Here is a 13,778-nt window from a genome sequence, read left to right on the forward strand (position 1 = left end):
GCGCGGGATCAGAACCAGCGCTTCACCTTGAACACGACGAACAGGATCGCGGCGAAGGCGATCATCGCGACGATCGACAGCGGGTAGCCCCACGTCCACGACAGCTCGGGCATGTGCGTGAAGTTCATGCCGTAGATCGCCGCGATGAGCGTCGGCGCGAACAGGATCGCCGCCCAGCCGGAGATCCGCTTCGTGTCGTCGTTCTGCTTCTGCGCCGCCAGGGTCGAGTCGACCGTCAGCGCGTTCTGCAGCAACTGCCGGAACGTGTCGAGGCGTTCGACGGTGCGGATCACGTGGTCGAGCACGTCACGGAAGCGGCGCTGCAGCTCGACGGGCAGGTGGTACTTCTCGGCGCCGCGGTGCAGGTTCTCGATCATCCCGATGAGCGGTCGGGCGGCACGTTGGAAGTCGACGACCTCGCCGAACAGCTCGTAGATGCGCTTCGACACCCCGGCGACACCGGAGAACAGCTGGTCCTCGATCTGGTTGATGTCCTCCTCGAGCCCGTCGATGACCGGGGCGTAGCCGTCCACGATCGAGTCCATGAGCGCCCAGAGCTGTGCCTGCGGTCCGGCGGTGACGAGTCCGGGCTTGCCGCTCATGCGCCGCAGTGCGCGCGGGACCGCCTCGCGCCCACGGGGGTCCGCGGCGACCACGGCCAGGAAGAAGTCCTGGCCGACGAAGGCGTGCACCTCGCCGAACTCGACCTCCTCGGCACCGTCGTGGTAGACCGCGGGCTTGAGGACCGTGAAGAGCGTCGACCCGTAGCGCTCGAGCTTCGGGCGCTGGTGCCCCTCGGCGGCGTCCTCCACCGCGAGCTCGTGCAGTCCGAGCGCGACCGCGACGTCGCCGAGCTCCACGGCGTCCGGCTCGTGCAGGACGATGCACGCGCTGGCGCCCTGCTCCCCCACCAGGCGGAAGGTGTCGTCGAGGGACGGGCACGCCATCGGGGCGATGCGGTCGACGTAGACGGTGTTGAGCTCGACGGTCACCACGCCACCGTACGCACCGTGCCGCCGGGCCGCTCCCGCCCCGCCGTCCTCGTCCGTCCCCTGGCACCTGGGGACGCGCTGCGTGCCGGCGACGACCGGGGGCCTACCGTGCAGGTCATCAGCATGCTGACGAACGGAGCGGACATGAAGAGGATCTGGAAGCGCATCGCGATCGCGGTGAGCGCGGTCGTGGCGGTGGTCGGCGCGTACGTCGGGTCCGGCGCAGCGGGAGGAACACCCATCCAGGACGCAGCGGGAGGGGCCCTCTCCGCTTCCTCGACGGCGATCGCCCCCGACGGACCGGCGTTCTCCATCTGGAGCGTGGTCTACGTCGGGCTCATCGCGTACGCGGTGCGGCAGTTCTTCCGCACCGCCGACGACGAGCGCCACGAGCGCCTGTTCGTACCCGCGGTGCTGTCCCTGCTGCTGAACGCGGCGTGGATCCTGTCCGTGCAGTTCGGGTTCCTGTGGGCGAGCGAGCCGGTCATCGTCGCGCTGCTGGGCGTCCTGGTGTGGGCGTTCGCAGTGCTCCGGCGCACCCGGCCGTCCGGCACCGTCGAGGCGGTCGTGACCGACGGGACCTTCGGCCTGTACCTCGGGTGGGTCTGCGTCGCGACCGCGGCCAACACCGCCGCGGTGCTGACGGCCGCGGGCTTCCGGGGCTTCGGGTTCGGGCAGGACGTCTGGGGCGTGGTCGTCGCCGCGGTGGCCGGCCTCGTCGGCGTGCTGCTCGCGATCTGGGGCGGCGGGCGACTCGCACCGACCGCGGCGCTGTCCTGGGGTCTCGCGTGGGTCGCGGTCGGGCGGCTCGACGGCTCGCTCGTCTCGGTGCCGACGGCGGTGGCGGCGGTCGTGGCGATCGCGGCCGTCGTGGTCGTCACGCTCGCGGTCCGCACCCGCACGGGCTGGGTCGGCTCGAGGCGTCCCGCGGCGCGCGTGTCGTAGCCGGGCCGCGCATCGGGCGGCGCGGTGCGGTGCGGCCCTGTCCGCGGCGGCCGCTGCCAGCCCGCCTCGCAGGCAGCCGGAGTGGTCCGCGAACGCGACAGTGCGCCGCCGATCTCCGGGGGCACACTGTCGCTTTCGCGCAGTACTCGCGGGAGGTGCGGCGCGCGACGGCGCGTCAGCTCCCCGCGCGTCAGCGCACGGCGGCCGCCAGACCGTGCGCAGCGGCGACGGCCTCGTTGACGACGCGGCCCGCGTGCACGTTCACACCCTTCGCGAGCGCCGGGTCGGCCTCGGTCGCCCGCTCCCAGCCCTGGTCGGCGATCGCCAGCGCGTAGGGCAGCGTCGCGTTCGTCAGCGAGATCGTGCTCGTGCGGGGCACCGCGCCCGGCATGTTCGCGACGCAGTAGTACATGGCGTCGTGCACGAGGAAGGTCGGGTCGTCGTGCGTCGTGGGCCGCGAGCCCTCGAAGCACCCGCCCTGGTCGATCGCGATGTCGACCAGGACCGAGCCCTGCCGCATGTCCGCGACCATCGCGTCGGTGACGAGCTTCGGGGCAGAAGCCCCGGGGATGAGCACCGACCCGATCACGAGGTCGGCGTCCCGCAGGGCGTCGGCGATCGCGTGGGAGGAGGACCGGAGCGTCGTGATCCGACCGTCGAACCGGGCGTCGAGCGCACGGAGCCGCGGCAGGCTGATGTCGAACACGGTGACCTCGGCCCCGAGTCCGAGCGCCATCGTGGCCGCGTGCTCGCCCGCGACGCCACCGCCGATCACCACGACCCGGCCCTTCGGGGTGCCCGGGACGCCACCGAGCAGGAGCCCGCGACCCCCGTTCGCCCGCATGAGCTGGTGCGCGCCGACCTGCACCGACAGCCGTCCGGCGATCTCGGACATCGGCGACAGGAGCGGCAGCGAGCGGTCCGGCAGCTGCACGGTCTCGTAGGCGATGGCAGTGGCCCCCGAGGCGACGAGCGCGTCGGTCAACGGCCGGTCCGCCGCCAGGTGCAGGTAGGTGAAGAGCACCTGGCCGGGGCGGATCGCGTCGTACTCCGATGCCACGGGCTCCTTGACCTTGAGCACGAGCTCGGCGCGTCCCCAGACCTCGGCCGCGGTGTCGACGACGGTGGCACCGGCGGCGCGGTACTCGTCGTCGGAGAACGATGATCCCGTGCCGGCGCCGGCCTGCACGAGCACCTGGTGGCCGTGCAGCGCGAGCTCACCGACGCCCGCCGGGGTCGCCGCGACGCGGTACTCGTTGTTCTTGACTTCGGTGGGGACGCCGATCAGCATCACGGACTCCTTCGTGGGCGGTGCAGGTGTCAGCCACGATGCGCCAGGGTTCGTCACCCGCGCGTTTCCGCCGAACATCTGCGCACGGAGCGAGCGGTCGGTGCGACCGCGTTCGGTGAGCGCCCCCGCGAGGCGCTCCGGACCGAACCAGCGGTCAGCGCGCTCGGAGCGACTCACTGGGCAGCTCCCCGAAGCGGGCTCGGTAGGTGGCCGAGAACCGACCGAGGTGCCCGAACCCCCACGAGCGGGCGATGTCCGCGACGCTCGTCTCGTCGCGGTCGCCGCGCAGCAGGTCACCGCGAGCGCCGTCGAGCCGGACCCCGCGGAGCAGGTCGCCCGGCGTCTGGTCGAGGTGTCGCCGGAGCGACTGCTGCAGACCACGCGGGCTCAGCCCGGCCGCCGCGGCGATCTCGGGCGTCCCGATCGGGTCGCGGGCGTGGGCGTGCACGTACTCGAGCGCACGGCGCAGCCGGTCGTGCTCCGGCCCGTGCCCGCGCACGGTCGCCTGCCAGCGCTCACGGTGCGGGAAGGCCTCGACCGCCGCGGCGGCGAAGGCGTCCGTGATGGTGCGCTGCACGGTGGGGCTGAGCTCGTGCCCGACATCGAGCCACGTCGACGAGTGGGCGCGCACGGCCGCCTGCCATGCCCGGATGCCCTCCGCCGTCGGGCGGCGCATCGGGTCGAAGGTGAGGTCCGGGTCGCCGACGACGCTCCGCAGGTACTCGCGGTCGAGCTGCACGAGGTTCAACCCGATGTCGCGGTGGTGCAGCTCGTACGCGTCTGGCAGCACCACCGGCACCCCCGGCTCGAGGTCGACCGACCGACCGTCGAACGTGATCGTGCTCGCACCGGACCGGAGCCAGGCGACGATGACCTGATCCTCGACGACGCTCTCGGTACGGAGGTCGACCAGGAACCGCGACGAGCGGAGCGACAGGCGCTCGTCCCCGACCCCAGCGAAGTCCCACTGCGGTCGCTGCCGGGTCCGGCGGACGCGCGGTGCCCGGAAGTCGTAGTCGCCGGTGAAGAACGACAGGGCTTCATCGACGTCGGTGCCGACGAGCCGACGGAAGGAGCGGCCGTCCCGGCTGCCGCCGTCCTGGGGCTCGGTCCGTGCCGGAACGGGGCGCTCGGGCACGGTCGGACCGTGGTTCTCGCGAGGAAGCACCATGCACCAGAACCTACGGGGGACCACTGACAAGAACGTCGTGATCTGACTCAGGGCTGCAGGATCGCCTGCCCCACGCTCTCGTCGAGGATGAGGTCCGTGACGAGCCCGGCGGCCAGCGCACCCTTGAGCGACGCGGCCTTCGACCGGCCCGCGACGACACAGACCCTGCGCGGTGCGCGCTTGATCGTGTCGAGGTCCGGCGCACCCGCCCGAGCGTTCACGCCGATGTCCTTCCACGAGCCGTCGGCCCGGTAGAACACGGTCGAGACGTCCCCGACGACGCCGGCGTCGGCGAGCTCGTCACGGTCGGACGGGTCGAGGTACCCGCCGGAGTACACGTGCGAGGGCACGGGGGCCTGCGGGGCGCCCACCCCGAAGACGACCAGGTCCATCCGCTCGTGCAGGTCGAGCACCCGTCGGATCGACCGTTCCCGGAAGAGCATGTCCTTCGTCGCGGGGTCGTCGAAGAACGCCGGCACCGGGAACTGCTGCACGAACGCGCCGTACGCCTCGCCGAAGCGCCGCAGGATCTCGGAGGCGTACACGATGCCGGTCGTCCGGGTGTTCGCCGCACCGTTGATCTGCACGACGGTGGAGCCGTGCGTGGTCTTCGGCACGAGGTACCGGCTGACCGCGCTGACGGTCGACCCCCACGAGATCCCGATCACCATGTTCGACTCGACGTACTGCGTCAGGATGCGTGCTGCGCTGAGCGCCACCCGCTCGAGTCGGTCGACGTCGCTCGTGTGGTCCGGCACCGGCACGACGTGCGCGTGCACGCCGAAGCGCGCGCGGATGTTGCGGCTGAGCGCGGCAGCCTGGTCGAGGGGCGAGCGGATCTGGATGTCCACGAGCCCGGTGTCCCGTGCGTACTTCAGCAGCCGCGACACGGACGAGCGCGAGGTCCCGAGCTCGTCGGCGATGGCGTCCATCGTCAGGTCCTGCAGGTAGTACAGGTGCGCGGCGCGCAGCGCCTGCTGCGTGCGCATCGGCTGCGCTGCGTCACTCATGGGAACCGAGCATGCACGGACGTGCAGGGCCTCTGCAACCCCTGTCGCGCCTCCCGGCCGTCACCCCCACGTCCGGAGCGGCGTTGCGAGCCGCCGCGGCAGGCTGTCGGACACGTGTGCTGCACGTTCGTGCACACGAGTTGCCCGACCTCCCACGGAAGCGCACGATCGGAGTCGTCCCCCACGGAACCGACCCAAGGAAGCGACGCACCATGTCGAAGAAGACGCAGCCCCGGAAGACGGTCAGCGCGCTCACGGAGCGACCGAACGCACAGGTCCTCATCGTCGGTGGCGGCATCAACGGCATCGCCACCTTCCGCGACCTCGCCCTGCAGGGCGTCGACGTCGTGCTCGTCGAGCGCGGCGACTACGCCGGCGGGGCCTCGGCCGCGTCGAGCCACATGATCCACGGCGGCATCCGCTACCTGGAGAACGGCGAGTTCCGCCTCGTCCGCGAGAGTGTGCAGGAGCGCAACGGCCTGATCCGCATCGCACCGCACTACGTCAAGCCGCTGCAGACGACGATGCCGATCTTCTCGACGTTCTCCGGCATCATGAACGCCCCGCTGCGCATGCTCACCCACAAGCAGCGCTCGACCAAGGAGCGCGGCGCGGCCCTCATCAAGATCGGCATGACGATCTACGACTCCTTCTCGCGTGACGGTGGCTCGGTGCCGAAGCACCGCTTCCTCACCAAGAAGGCCGCGCTCGCGGACATGCCCGCGCTCAACAAGGACCTCAAGTACACGGGCACGTACTACGACGCTTCGGTCCACGAGCCCGAGCGCCTGGCGCTCGACGTCCTCAAGGACGGCCTCGCCGCCGCGCAGGGCACCGGCAGCACCGCGACCGCTCGTGCCGTCAACTACGTCGAGGCAGCCGGCACCCGCGACGGTGGCGTCGTTCTGCGCGACCGTGAGACCGGCGAGGACTTCGTGTTCACCGCGGACGTCGTGGTGAACGCGTCCGGCCCTTGGACCGACCTGACGAACCAGGCCTTCGGCGGCGAGACGAAGTTCATGGGCGGGACGAAGGGCTCCCACATCGTCGTCAAGAACGACGAGCTGCTCGAGGCGACCAAGGGGCGCGAGCTGTTCTTCGAGAACAACGACGGTCGCATCGTCCTCATCTACCCGCTCAAGGGCCGGGTCCTCATCGGCACGACCGACATCGACGCCGACCCGTCGCAGCCGGCGGTCTGCACCGAGGAGGAGGTCGACTACTTCTTCGGCCTCGTCGCGCACGTCTTCCCGCAGATCGAGCTGAACCGCGACCACATCGTCTACCGCTACTCGGGCATCCGCCCGCTCCCCCGGCACGAGGACACGGCCCCCGGCTTCGTGTCCCGCGACTACCGGATCGTGGACACCCCGATCGCCGGGCTGCCCGGTACGACGGTGCTGAGCCTCGTCGGCGGTAAGTGGACGACGTTCCGCGCCCTCGCGGCGCACCTGTCGAGCGACGTCACCACGAAGCTCGGCGTCGCCCGCAAGGTCGACACGACCGGCATGCCGATCGGCGGTGGCAAGGACTTCCCGACCACCGACGCGCAGCGCGCGCTGTGGATCACGTCGCACCGCGACGGTCTCGACGCGTCCGTGGTGGAGGGGCTGCTCGAGCGCTACGGCACCCGTGCCGCCGAGGTCGTCGACGTCCTGACGGACGGCCCGGTCGAGCCGCTCGAGTCCGACCCGTCGCTCACCAAGGCCGAGGTCGCGTACTTCGCGCAGCACGAGCAGGCCGTGCACCTGGTGGACGTGGTGCTCCGTCGCACGAACCTGGCCTTCGTGGGCGGCGTGACCATCGACCTGCTCGACGAGCTGGCCGACGTCCTCGCCGAGACCCTGGGCTGGAGCACCGAGGAGCGCGCGGACGAGGTCCAGCGCACCCTCGACGTCCTGCGCGAGTCGCACGGCGTGATCGTGCCGCTGCACACGACCACGCAGCCCGCGTAGTCCACGCGAGCACGGACGGACGGGAGGCGCGGTGCCGGCTGGCACCGCGCCTCCCGTCCGTCGTGTGTCGCGCACCCGCACACCGTTCGGACCACGAGACACCGCCGCCCCGGCGAGACACCGCCGCTTCCGGCGGCGTCTCGATGCGGTCCGGGCGCCTCGCGCCGACACCGGCGTCTCGAGACACGACCCCGGTCGCGTCAGAACGCGTCGCCGGTCGGGTCCTGCGCCGTCCGGTCGACCAGGTCCTCGCCCCCGACGGGCTCGCCTTCCCAGTCGACCAGGCGCCAGCCGTCGTCGAACGATCCCTCGACTTCGACGATGCCCGTGTTCTCGAGGTGCCGCTGCGTCCCGAACTCGTCCGGGGTGTTCTGCCCGACCGCGCTCGCCCACGTCCGGATCGCCGCGCCGTGGCTGAACGCCGCAGCGACCTCGACGCCCGTCTCGAGGATCTGCCGCACGGCGTCGTCGTAGCGTGCGAAGAAGTCGTCCCCGCTCTCGGCACCGGGCATGCGGCTCGCACGGTCTCCCGCGGACCAGCCGTGCACTGTCGAGATGTAGAGCTGCACCGAGGTCCGGTCCCGCCTGCCCTGCAGGTCGCCCGCCTCGATCTCGCGCAGCCCGGGCAGCACGACGGGCTCGAGCCCGAGCGCCGCAGCGAGGGGTGCCGCGGTGACCTGCGTCCGCACCATCGAGGAGACGAACAGCCGCTCGATGCCGCGGTCGGCCAGGGCTGCGGGGAGCGCGTCGGCCTGCTGCTGTCCGAGGTCCGTCAGCCCGGGGCCGGGCACCTCGGCGTCGAGGACACCGTTCACGTTCGCGGGGGTCTGGCCGTGCCGGATGAGCAGGAGTCGCATGGTCCCACCCTACGGACGGCCGGCGCCCTACCCCTGGCGGGCCTTCCAGCGGGGGTCGCGCTTGTTGATGACGTAGACACGGCCCCGTCGTCGCACGATCTGCGAACCGGGGATCTTCTTGAGCGCCTTGAGCGAGTTGCGGACCTTCACGGATCTCCTCCTCCACCGACTCCTTGTTGAGAACGGTTGTCATGTAGGGTACTCGACATGCGCCCTGCTGCCACCACCCTCGTCTCCGCCCTGCACGACACCGACGCCGTCCGGGTCGCCACCAGGATCGGCAGCGGCCACCGCATGCACGTCGCCGGCAACGCCCTCGCCGCAGCCCGGGGCATCGCCGCGCGGCGCGACCAGCTCGACCGCGTGTGCGGACCCGACGCCGACCACGACCTCGTCGTCACGCTCGCGCCCGAGGTCGACGTCCGTGCGGTCGGCATGATGCTCGCCAACGCCGCGCGCTCGGAGACCGGGGACGACCGCGTCCTCCGCCACGTCGTCGCCGTGCTCTGCGCCGACGACGTCGCCCACCTGCTGTGGTCCGACGTGGACGACGCCTTCGTGGCCGCGGAACGGGTGGCATCCCTCGTCGAGTACGCGACCGTCGTCGCGCTCGACCGGGTCGAACCCCTCTCGGGCCGTCGCCGTCGCGCGCTCGTCGCACTGCTGCACCGCATGGCGCCGCACGCGGTGATCGTCGCGGCGCCCGCGCTGCGAGGGCCGCTCGACCTGCCGGCGTCGAACGGCGGTGCCGCCCGATTGCTGACCTCGGGTGCCGGGTGGATGCGTGCACTGTCGAGCGACGCGGACCGGGTGGACACGGGGCGCGGCCCGCAGGACGACCTGGTCAGCCTGCGGTACCGCGAGCCGCTGCCGTTCCACCCCGGGCGCCTGGCCGACGTCATCGCGCACGACCTCAGCGCGGGGGTGAACGGCCGGGTGTTGCGCTCGAAGGGCTTCTTCCGACTGGCGTCCCGCCCGGACCACGTCGGGTCGTGGTCGAGCTTCGGGGCGATGCTCGCGCTCGACCCCACCGCGAACCCGTCTTGGGACGAGGACGCCCCCGTCGGGCAGGCGATCTGGTTCGTCGGCGAGCGACTCGACGTGCACGGGATCGAACGCGCCCTCGACGGCGCCCTGCTCACCCCGGACGAGCTGCTCGCCGGACCGGACCTCTGGCGCCGGTGGGCGGACCCGTTCCCGGTGTGGCCGACGCTCGACCCGTCCCACGAGCACCGGAACGACTGACCGACGCTGGTCGACGCCGGCCAGCGCCAGCCAGCGCCGCCCAGCACCGGCCAGCGCTGGGCAGCGCCGGGCAGCGCCGGGCAGTGGCCCTCAGTGGCGCGTGGACGCCTCCGCCCGGTCCTGCGCCGCGAACGGCAGGTCGCCCAGGTCGAGGTTCGGGTTCGTGTCCTGCGTGAGCACGAGCTCGCGTGCCTCTGCTTCGGACTCCACCGCGGGCATCGACCCCGGCAGCGGCCGCTGTGACGACTCGCGCATGCAGAACACGCCGATCGCTCCGACGATGCTCATCGCCACGAGGAAGTACGCGGGCGCCAGCTGGTCACCCGTCGCCGTCAGGAGCGCCTGCACGATGAGCGGCGTCGTCCCGCCGAACACCGCGATCGCGATGTTGTAGGCGAAGCCCATGCCGCCGTAGCGGGTCGACGTCGGGAACAGCGCCGGCAGCGAGGCCGCCTGGTTGGACACCCACAGCGCGGTCATCAGCGCCAGCAGCCCGAGTCCGGCGAGGGTCGACCACTGCGCACCGTGCCCGATGAGCAGGAACGCCGGGACGGCGAGCACGACCGTGGCGCCGGCGCCGATCCACATCACGGTGCGGCGACCGATGCGGTCCGACAGCCGCCCGGCGACCGGGAGCATCACGGCGAGCAGCACGAGCACGGGGATGGTGAGGAGCGTGCCGTCGATCGCGGAGTACCCGAGCGCATCGGTGAGGTACGTCGGCATGTACGAGGTCAGCGCGTAGCCGACCGTGTTCGATGCGCCGACGAGCATGATCGCGATGACGATCGGGCGCCAGTGGTCGCGCACCATGACGAGCACGTTCGCGGGACGACCACCCTCGGCGGCCTCGCGGTCCGACGCGGCGGCCTCCTGCGCCGCCTGGGTCGCCTGGAACACCGGCGACTCCTCGATGCGCAGGCGGAACCAGATCGCGACGACGCCGATCACGCCGGCGAGCAAGAACGGCAGCCGCCAGCCCCAGGCGGTCATCGTCGCCTCGCCCAGGGTCACCTGCAGCACGGTCACCACGGAGGCGCCGAGCGCGAAGCCCATGTAGCTGCCGAAGTCGAGGATGCTCGCGAAGAAGCCGCGCCGCCGGTCCGGGGCGTACTCGGTCACGAACGTGGTGGCGCCGGCGTACTCACCGCCGGTCGAGAAGCCCTGCGCGAGCTTCAGCACGACGAGGACGACGGGGGCGAGCGCGCCGATGGTCGACCACGTCGGCAGCACCCCGATGAGGAACGTCGACGACGCCATCAGGATCAGCGTCGTCGCGAGCACCTTCTGCCGACCCAGGCGGTCCCCGAGCCGCCCGAACACGATCCCGCCGAGGGGCCGTGCGATGTAGGTCGCCGCGAACACCCCGAGACTGAAGAGGATCTGCACCGACGGCTCGGCCGTGGGCAGGAGCACCTTGCCCATCGTGACGGCCAGGTACCCGTAGACTCCGACGTCGTACCACTCCATCGTGTTGCCGACGACCATGCCACTGACGGCCCGGCGCATCATGCTCCTGTCGACCACCGTGACGTCACTGACCCGCAGGCGTCGGGGCGGCCGGGTGGTGGTACTGCTGGGGTCGGAACCCATACGCGATCTCCTCGTGGCTGGACGAGCCGATCGGTACCGGCCCGGAACAGCCAGCTACGGTACCGAGCGACCGACATGTCATCGGCCGGGGATTCACAGGTACCGGCGTGTCACCCGGACGGAGGCCACGCCGGATCCGCATCACCGTGCGGATGCAGTGCGAGGTCACGAGCCGGTAACGTCTGCCCCGTGACGATCCGACCGGACACGAAGAACTGGACCTGGGTGATCGGCGCGGCGTGCCCCGAGTGCGGCTTCGACGGCGCAGCCCTGGCCTTCCGTGACGTCCCTGCCGTCATCGCGGAGAACACGGCGTCCTGGCCGGAGCAGCTCGCCCGTCCGGACGTCCGGCAGCGCCCGGACGACCACACGTGGTCGCCGCTCGAGTACGGCGCGCACGTCCGCGACGTCCACCGGAAGATGACGGAACGCCTCCGCCTCGTGCTGTCCGAGGACGACCCGGCCTTCCCGAACTGGGACCAGGACGCCACCGCCGTCGCGGAGCGCTACGGCGAGCAGGACCCGGCGGTCGTGGCCCGCGATCTCACCGAGGCGGCTCGTGACGCCGCGGTTGCGTTCGCCGCCGTACCGGACGACGCCCTCGGGCGGACCGGCCGGCGGTCGGACGGCAGCGTCTTCACGGTCGCGACCCTCGCGACCTACTACGCGCACGACCCGGTGCACCACCTGTGGGACGTGCGCCGGACCGCCCGCCCGACCGCCTGACGGTCGCGACGGGGGACGGACGGGAGGCGCGGCACCGGCCCGCACCGTGCCTCCCGTCCGTCCGCCGTGCCGTCCGGGTCGCGGACGGCACGGTCACCGCGCCGTCCTGAGCGACCGGCTCAGGCGAGTGCGTCGAGCAGGGCGCGGGCGGTCGCGGCGTCCGTCACCAGCTCGTTGATCATGCCGGCACGGACCGCGCCGATGATGCTCGGGACCTTCGCCGTCCCCACGGCGACGCCCACCGCGTGCGGCACACCGGCCAGGACCTCGCGCGAGGTCCGGACCATGCGCTCGCTGCCGGGGAACTCGATGGGCGACCCGTCGGCGGCGAAGAAGTTGAGGCACACGTCGCCGGCCGCGTGGTCGAAGGCGGCGTCCTCGACGGGGATCCCCCGCGCCAGTGCGTCACGGGTCGGGGTCGGTGCGCCGATGCCGAGGATCGCACCCTTGGCCCGCCCCCACAGGCCGACGACGTGCTGGAAGGCGGGGTCCTCGTCGAGCGAGGCCCGCATCGCTGCGGACGGCAGGGCCTGCGCGAACAGGAACGCGGGGATCGCCCCGGAGCGCTCCGCCGCGGTCCGGGTGATCTCGTTCGTCTGGAACCAGGGCATCGGGTCGGCCTGCCCGCCGACGGTGGGGACGAGCTGCACGCCCGCGAGCGGCGGCATCCCCGTGTGCGCGACGTCGTAGACCGTGCGCCCCGACGACACCAGGACCGCGTCACCAGGGGTGAGCCCCATCCCCTCGACCGCGGTCGCGATCGGGGCGGCCAGGTCGGCACCGAGCGTGGCCTGGTGCGTCACGGCGGCCAGGTGCACGGCACGCAGGCCGAGCACGACCTGCAGGCGCTCGGCCAGGGCGACGGTCTCGTCCTGGAAGGGGTCGACGACCTCGATGCGGACGAGGCCCGCCCGACGGGCCTCGGCGACGAGGCGGCTCACCGTGGGTCGGGAGACCCCGAGCCGCGAGGCGATCTCGACCTGGGTCGCGTCCTCGAGGTAGTACATCCGCGCCGCCTGGTAGACGGTGTCGAGCGGGAAGCGGGCCCGCGACCCCTCGGCGCCGGTGGTGCTCTCGGAGGACATGCTGCGGGACCCTTCGGATCGGTCGGACACTCGGATCGTAGTCCGACCGACGGTCACCGGATCGTGAACCCGCCGTCCACCCTGAGGTCGGCACCGTTGACCATCGCGGCACCGTCGCTCGCCAGGAACACCACTGCCGCGGCGATCTCGGCGGGGGTGGCGAAGCGGCCGGTCGGGATCTCGGCCTGGTGGCGGATGCCCGCCTCGTTCGCCCAGGCCGCCCGTCCGAGGTCGGTGAGCACGACGGTCGGCGAGACCGTGTTGACCGTGACCCCGCGTCCGCCCCACTCGAGCGCGAGCACCCGCGTGAGGCCGAGGACACCGGCCTTCGAGGCGCAGTAGGCCGCGTGCCGGTCGAGGCCGACGTGCGCCGCCTGCGACGCGATGTTCACGATCCGACCGGCACCCGCCGCGAGCATGTGGCGCCCGACGGCCTGGGCGAGCCGGAAGGTGCCGGTCAGGTTGACGTCGAGGGTCCGGGCCCAGGCCCCGGCGTCGAGGTCCTCGGCGGCGTCGAGCGCCACGATGCCTGCGCAGTTGACGAGCACCTCGATCGAGCCCGCCGCGTCGACGACCCGCTGCACCGCGGCCGTGACGGACCCGTCGTCGGTGACGTCGCACGCGAGCCCGAGGTGCGCCCCGGCGGCGACGACGGGCAGGTCCGCGGCCGCCGCAGCCGAGGCGTCCGTCCGGACGTCGACGATCGCGACCCGTGCGCCGCGGGAGGCGAAGGCGTGCGCGATGGCGTTGCCGATGCCCGAGGCCCCACCCGTGACGACCGCGGTCCGGCCCGTCAGGTCGTTCGTCAGGTCGACGGCAGCAGGGCCCGGACGCAGCGCAGCGGCGAGGTCGGTGGCGGCGGTGGTGGTCATGGTCGCTCCCTCGCGATCGGGGTGGTGGTGTCGGAA

The 13,778-nt window shown here is 72.2% G+C and carries 13 protein-coding genes; 4 read left to right on the top strand and 9 right to left on the bottom strand.

The annotated features are described in order from the left end of the window. Positions 1-8: 8 nt before the first annotated feature. Positions 9-992, bottom strand: a complete 984-nt coding sequence (locus DEJ22_RS11560; protein WP_258379687.1) for a magnesium and cobalt transport protein CorA — start codon at positions 990-992, stop codon at positions 9-11. Positions 993-1,136: 144 nt separating this feature from the next. Here DEJ22_RS11560 and DEJ22_RS11565 point away from each other — a divergent pair, with 144 nt between their 5' ends. Next, on the top strand, positions 1,137-1,937 hold the full coding sequence (locus tag DEJ22_RS11565; protein ID WP_111227910.1) for a TspO-related membrane protein: 801 nt from the start codon (positions 1,137-1,139) through the stop codon (positions 1,935-1,937). A gap of 190 nt (positions 1,938-2,127) precedes the next feature. Here DEJ22_RS11565 and ald read toward each other — a convergent pair whose 3' ends face one another. From ald to DEJ22_RS11580, 3 genes are all read right to left on the bottom strand, one after another. After that, positions 2,128-3,228 carry an alanine dehydrogenase gene (gene ald / locus DEJ22_RS11570; RefSeq protein ID WP_111227909.1) on the bottom strand — a complete coding sequence of 367 codons (1,101 nt, stop codon included), beginning with the start codon at positions 3,226-3,228 and terminating at the stop codon, positions 2,128-2,130. Between the two features lie 154 nt (positions 3,229-3,382). After that, on the bottom strand, positions 3,383-4,399 hold the full coding sequence (locus DEJ22_RS11575; protein WP_111227867.1) for a helix-turn-helix transcriptional regulator: 1,017 nt from the start codon (positions 4,397-4,399) through the stop codon (positions 3,383-3,385). A 47-nt stretch (positions 4,400-4,446) separates the two neighbouring features. Continuing rightward, on the bottom strand, positions 4,447-5,409 hold the full coding sequence (locus tag DEJ22_RS11580) for a sugar-binding transcriptional regulator (RefSeq protein WP_258379686.1): 963 nt from the start codon (positions 5,407-5,409) through the stop codon (positions 4,447-4,449). Between the two features lie 212 nt (positions 5,410-5,621). Here DEJ22_RS11580 and DEJ22_RS11585 point away from each other — a divergent pair, with 212 nt between their 5' ends. After that, the gene (locus DEJ22_RS11585) at positions 5,622-7,364 is read left to right on the top strand and encodes a glycerol-3-phosphate dehydrogenase/oxidase (protein WP_111227866.1); all 1,743 of its coding nucleotides are present in this window, start codon (positions 5,622-5,624) and stop codon (positions 7,362-7,364) included. 200 nt (positions 7,365-7,564) lie between these two features. Here DEJ22_RS11585 and DEJ22_RS11590 read toward each other — a convergent pair whose 3' ends face one another. Then, on the bottom strand, positions 7,565-8,221 hold the full coding sequence (locus tag DEJ22_RS11590) for a histidine phosphatase family protein (RefSeq protein ID WP_111227865.1): 657 nt from the start codon (positions 8,219-8,221) through the stop codon (positions 7,565-7,567). Between the two features lie 27 nt (positions 8,222-8,248). Beyond that, positions 8,249-8,371: a type B 50S ribosomal protein L36 gene (ykgO, locus tag DEJ22_RS11595; protein ID WP_058743312.1), complete on the bottom strand. Its 123-nt coding sequence runs from the start codon at positions 8,369-8,371 to the stop codon at positions 8,249-8,251. Between the two features lie 57 nt (positions 8,372-8,428). On the opposite strand from ykgO, the gene DEJ22_RS11600 reads away from it, so the two are divergent. Beyond that, entirely contained in the window at positions 8,429-9,466 is a 1,038-nt protein-coding gene (locus DEJ22_RS11600) for a GTP-binding protein (protein WP_111227864.1), read from the top strand. Positions 9,467-9,556: 90 nt separating this feature from the next. Here DEJ22_RS11600 and DEJ22_RS11605 read toward each other — a convergent pair whose 3' ends face one another. Further along, positions 9,557-11,059, bottom strand: a complete 1,503-nt coding sequence (locus tag DEJ22_RS11605) for an MFS transporter (protein ID WP_111227863.1) — start codon at positions 11,057-11,059, stop codon at positions 9,557-9,559. Positions 11,060-11,248: 189 nt separating this feature from the next. On the opposite strand from DEJ22_RS11605, the gene DEJ22_RS11610 reads away from it, so the two are divergent. Beyond that, positions 11,249-11,785: a DinB family protein gene (locus DEJ22_RS11610; RefSeq protein ID WP_111227862.1), complete on the top strand. Its 537-nt coding sequence runs from the start codon at positions 11,249-11,251 to the stop codon at positions 11,783-11,785. 119 nt (positions 11,786-11,904) lie between these two features. Here DEJ22_RS11610 and DEJ22_RS11615 read toward each other — a convergent pair whose 3' ends face one another. Together DEJ22_RS11615 and DEJ22_RS11620 are read right to left on the bottom strand one after the other, a co-directional pair. Then, a complete protein-coding gene (locus tag DEJ22_RS11615; RefSeq protein ID WP_111227861.1) occupies positions 11,905-12,870 on the bottom strand; it encodes a sugar-binding transcriptional regulator in 966 nt (321 codons plus the stop codon). Between the two features lie 53 nt (positions 12,871-12,923). Beyond that, positions 12,924-13,742: a GolD/DthD family dehydrogenase gene (locus DEJ22_RS11620; RefSeq protein ID WP_111227860.1), complete on the bottom strand. Its 819-nt coding sequence runs from the start codon at positions 13,740-13,742 to the stop codon at positions 12,924-12,926. Between the last annotated feature and the right edge of the window lie 36 nt (positions 13,743-13,778).

The organism is Curtobacterium sp. MCSS17_007 (assembly GCF_003234175.2).
GTDB lineage: Bacteria > Actinomycetota > Actinomycetes > Actinomycetales > Microbacteriaceae > Curtobacterium.

What these genes read in the sequence shown, in the direction of transcription:
- DEJ22_RS11565 (WP_111227910.1), top strand. Translation starts at nt 1,137, where the DNA reads ATGAAGAGGATCTGGAAGCGCATCGCGATCGCGGTGAGCGCGGTCGTG.
- ald (WP_111227909.1), bottom strand. Translation starts at nt 3,228, where the DNA reads ATGCTGATCGGCGTCCCCACCGAAGTCAAGAACAACGAGTACCGCGTC.
- DEJ22_RS11575 (WP_111227867.1), bottom strand. Translation starts at nt 4,399, where the DNA reads ATGGTGCTTCCTCGCGAGAACCACGGTCCGACCGTGCCCGAGCGCCCC.
- DEJ22_RS11580 (WP_258379686.1), bottom strand. Translation starts at nt 5,409, where the DNA reads ATGAGTGACGCAGCGCAGCCGATGCGCACGCAGCAGGCGCTGCGCGCC.
- DEJ22_RS11585 (WP_111227866.1), top strand. Translation starts at nt 5,622, where the DNA reads ATGTCGAAGAAGACGCAGCCCCGGAAGACGGTCAGCGCGCTCACGGAG.
- DEJ22_RS11590 (WP_111227865.1), bottom strand. Translation starts at nt 8,221, where the DNA reads ATGCGACTCCTGCTCATCCGGCACGGCCAGACCCCCGCGAACGTGAAC.
- DEJ22_RS11600 (WP_111227864.1), top strand. Translation starts at nt 8,429, where the DNA reads ATGCGCCCTGCTGCCACCACCCTCGTCTCCGCCCTGCACGACACCGAC.
- DEJ22_RS11605 (WP_111227863.1), bottom strand. Translation starts at nt 11,059, where the DNA reads ATGGGTTCCGACCCCAGCAGTACCACCACCCGGCCGCCCCGACGCCTG.
- DEJ22_RS11615 (WP_111227861.1), bottom strand. Translation starts at nt 12,870, where the DNA reads ATGTCCTCCGAGAGCACCACCGGCGCCGAGGGGTCGCGGGCCCGCTTC.
- DEJ22_RS11620 (WP_111227860.1), bottom strand. Translation starts at nt 13,742, where the DNA reads ATGACCACCACCGCCGCCACCGACCTCGCCGCTGCGCTGCGTCCGGGC.